Origin of the sequence: Nocardioides sp., assembly GCF_030149505.1 — a bacterium.
GTDB lineage: Bacteria > Actinomycetota > Actinomycetes > Propionibacteriales > Nocardioidaceae > Nocardioides.
The window spans coordinates 1-3962 of sequence record NZ_JASBRN010000085.1; the positions used below are offsets into that span (position 1 = coordinate 1).

General features: G+C 66.9%; 2 protein-coding genes. Both read right to left on the reverse strand.

What is annotated here, in order from left to right; all coding sequences use genetic code 11:
* Positions 1-142: 142 nt before the first annotated feature.
* Positions 143-2485, reverse strand: a complete 2343-nt coding sequence (locus Q1V71_RS19530) for a S8 family peptidase (protein WP_300646066.1) — start codon at positions 2483-2485, stop codon at positions 143-145.
* Between the two features lie 6 nt (positions 2486-2491).
* Positions 2492-3466, reverse strand: coding sequence for an AAA family ATPase (locus Q1V71_RS19535; protein ID WP_300646068.1), 975 nt, complete (start codon positions 3464-3466; stop codon positions 2492-2494).
* Positions 3467-3962 lie beyond the last annotated feature (496 nt).

Sequence of the window (3962 nt, forward strand, 5' to 3'; positions counted from 1 at the left end):
GGTCAGCTCTCGGGGTCACCACCCCATCATCGAACGCCGTCGTATCGGCCAACGTCATGGTCATCAGGTGTCTCGCTTCTCCGCCCCGTGCAGAGGGAAGGAACTCAGAAGTGGTGTCTCACCTCAGCCTGACGCACAGGGGTCAGGCGCGCACCCGCAGCCGCGCGGGGACGCGGACCTGTTGGGTGAGGATCTGGCGAAGGTCGGCCTGGACCAAGTTCTGGTCTTCGAGCGTGACGGCGAGGGCGTAGGCCTGTTCTTGGTAGGACGGCTCGTTGCGCGCCCAGGTCTGTGCCTTGTGTGTCACGACGAGGTAGAAGGTTTCCTCGTCGTCGATGAAGGTGCGGGTGCGTGTCCAGCGGCGCATGTGCAGGGTGCTGTTGGTGAAGGAGTTGCTTCCCGGCTGCAGGTCCAGCCGCCGGCTGTCGTTGATCAGGTCGGTCGGGTCGTCGGGGTCTTGTTTCTGCAGCATGTCGACCAGCTGGTCCGGGTCGATGTTGCGGTAGACGTCGACCTTCATAGCTGCGGCGAGGTACTCCCGCCGTTGGCGCCGGACTGGGGGGTCGAATGCCAGGGCGATGGTGATCGCCCTGGAACCTCCGCTTCCACGCCGAAAAATCTCGGGGATTGGAATCGGGTGGATCTGGACGGTGTCGACGGGGAGCGCGCCGTCGTAGGTCATCGTCACTCGGGTAGCGCCACTGTTGAGAGCGCGATCGCCATCGGGGCGGCCAAGCCCGTAGACGCGCGCGCGTCGGTGGTGTTCGGTGATGGACGCTGCAGGCCCGGGTGGGGCGGCACTGGTGGCGAGCAGGGCTCGGATCAGGTTCGCGCTTGCATCGGGGTAGGCATGGGCAATGTCGGCGGCGACGCGGGCGACGGCTGGTGAGGCGAAACTGGTGCCGTTCACGGCCGCGAACAGACGTCCGTCGCCGAGTCTGGTGGAGGTGGTGATGAGGCTTGCCCCAGGGTCATTGTGCACCGCTCCGCCGGAGTCGTTGACGACCGTGTTGCCGCCGTAGTGGGTCATGTCGGGCTTGTTGGTGCGCTTCAGAGCAGTCCCGAGCCCGGGACCGGTCCGGGTGAATGGTGAGGCTTCATCGGTGGCCGCGGCGGCCTGCCAGCCAATGCGGTTGGGCATCTCGGCTGGCGCCTCGCTCAGGGCAAGGGACCCGACTGTGACAGCGAGCGCGGCGGGGCCGGGCTCGCTGAGCCGATGGTCGGCGGTGAAGAAGTATTCCGGCTTGTCGTCCACGATGTGGTGGCCGCTAGGGGTGCGGGCGTGCAGGTCGATGCCCGCGTTCCCGCTCGGCACCACTACGACGATGTCGAGCTCGCGAATGAGGTCGTCGATGGCCTCGGTGAGTGCGCCGAGATGGAGATCGTTGTACGGCTCGGCGTAGCCGACGGAGAGGTTGAATATTCTGACCCCGAAGCGTTCGTGCAGGTGGCGGATGCCAGCACTGACCAGCTCGTGCGGGGGAGCGTAGGTCGCGAACCGTGGGGCGCCCGCGTCGCGGTTGGGGTCGGGTTCGAGGATGCGAACGACGCGCACCGCGCCCACCGCGGTGAGCGGGCTCAGGTCTCGCAGCTCGTTGTGAAGGTCCGGGTAGAGCACCCGCCCGACCACCTCGGTCCCGTGGCTCCCACGTTGCTGCCATTGGTAGCCGTCCGGTGCGAGGGAATCATCGGACAGGATCAGGCCGTCTAGAAGCGGATGGCCAGACTCTGGCGAGTCGTCGAGAACGCCAACCACGACACTCTCGCGGCGAGTGTGTGACAGGTCGACCGGCCCGATGTCGCGCCACTCGCGGAAGTCCAGGAACGGGACCGGAGGAGTCCGTACGATTTCGACGACGCTGGTGTTGAGCAGGTCGGCGAGGCCGTCCGCGCTGACGGCAACCCGCAGGTAGGTCCGGCGGGCGGTAACCGATCGCAGGAGAAGGCGGCCGTCGCTGCGGGCCAGCACCCCCTCGACGGTCCGCGTGCGAGCCTGGGCCTGATCGAAACTGCCGGAAGGCCAAATGGTGACGTCCAACGTGCGGACGCCGTCGTAGCCGCCGACCAGGTCCTCGAGCCCCGGACCCATCCGGTCTTCGGGCCCGTAGGGTTCAAAGTCATCGATAAGGTTGAAGAAGCTCCGCAGCTCGCCCGTGCGCACATACCGCTGGATCGCGGCATCGAGCTGGGTGCCCTGGTCCTCGGCGAGGACGAAGTAGGTGTAGTCCACAGTCTCTCCGAGGACCTGCAGGCCGCGGCCTTCAAACGCAGAGTCCTCCGGACGCGAGCGTGCCTTGATCTTGAACACCAGTGCCGGGTCGACGCCTTGGTCGAGGCGCCGTGGCGCGCGCACCGTGACGGCCAGCTGATCACGCAGATGGCTGCCGTGCGGGCCGCGCTGCCGGTTGGGCGCCCCGCCCCCGGCTCCGCCCGCGCGACGCGACGGTACGGGCCGAGGATCCGGCAGAAGGAGATGCTCAGGCATGGACGCCTACCAAGGGCGTCCGGTAACGCCGGGGAGCGCGGACCTCATGTCGTCGTCCGCCACTGAGGGTGAACCGCGCAGCAGTGCGTGCCGGCGAGCATCCAGCACCAACTTCTCCGCAGCCGCATGTGGCAGCCCCTTCAGCGCGCTCGCGTAGGTGTCGATCGCGATGCCCGAGTGGGGGACACGCTTGAGCCGCAGCCGGAGCAGCTGTCGGATCTGATGCACCGTCGGCGTAGCGAACGTCAGCACTTCGTCGAAGCGGCGCCACAGCGCCTCGTCCAGCAAGCCGGGGTGATTGGTCGCCGACAGCAGAAGGCTCGGACCACGGTAGTTGTCGGTCATCTGGAGGAACGCGGTGACGACGCGCTTCATCTCTCCGTGCTCGGATGCGTCGTCGCGGGATCGTCCGAGCGAGTCGAACTCGTCGAACAGAACCACGAAGGGCGCCTGGCTGGCGTACTCGAGGATTCGACGGAGGTTGCTAGCTGTCTCACCCAGGTAGGAGGACACCACCGCGTCCAACCGGACGAGCAGGAAAGGCCGCCCGAGCTCTGCCGCCACAGCCTCGGCCGCCGACGTCTTGCCGCAGCCAGGCGGGCCCTGAAGCAGGAGACGCTGCCTCCGTGGAATGCCCGCCGAATCCAGCGCCGACCACTGGCGTACCTCCTCGATCATCGTGTCCAACACAGTCATCAGCCGCTTGTCCAAGACCAGGTCGTCGAGCAGCCGCTCGGGTTCCCGCACCTCTCCGAGATCCCACTCGCCCTCCCGGTCCTTCGGCGGCGCAGGCACCACGATGGTCGCACCGACGTCCACCTGCGGCGTCCCGCCCACCAGTAGCTTGTGGAGGTCGCGCGCCAGCGCGTTGTGATGCTTGGCCTGCTCCTCTTCGATGATCTCCATCGCGGCACGACGAAAGGCCAGCTCGTCTCGGGTTTGGAACGCCCTAAAGATCTCTTTGAGCTGCCTGCCTGCCATGGGGCTCATGCTAGGGGGCGCGACCGGAAGCCGCTGGACGTTGGGACCTTCGGACAGCCGACGTGGAGCGCATCGTGATGTCGCTTGCCGGGTCAGTTGGCACGGATGAGGGCTACTTCGAGAGCGGCCTGGGCGCGAAGCGAGCGCCCGCCGTGCGGTCCCGTGACAGGGCAGTTGGCGAGAGCTCGTCGGATGTCCAGCCCTGGCGGCTCGCGGACGCCGCACCTGATGTTCGCTCCGCGTGCCTCGCCACCCGCACGGCACCATTCGCCAACTCGACTGACAATCCGGCCAAGAACTCGGTCACCGGACGTACGACGACGAGTTCTCTCATCCATTTCGACTCGCCGGATTCAACTGGCAGGCACGGGAGCTGAGGAGGAGGGAGTAGCTCGGGAGTGACCGCCCGGATCGCGGCAGATCCGGACGTTGCCTAAAGCGCCGCGGACGGTAGTCGGGTAAGGCGGTCCTAGTGGGTGGCGCCCAGTTCGACCAT

What these genes read in the sequence shown, in the direction of transcription:
- Q1V71_RS19530 (WP_300646066.1), bottom strand. Translation starts at nt 2,485, where the DNA reads ATGCCTGAGCATCTCCTTCTGCCGGATCCTCGGCCCGTACCGTCGCGT.
- Q1V71_RS19535 (WP_300646068.1), bottom strand. Translation starts at nt 3,466, where the DNA reads ATGGCAGGCAGGCAGCTCAAAGAGATCTTTAGGGCGTTCCAAACCCGA.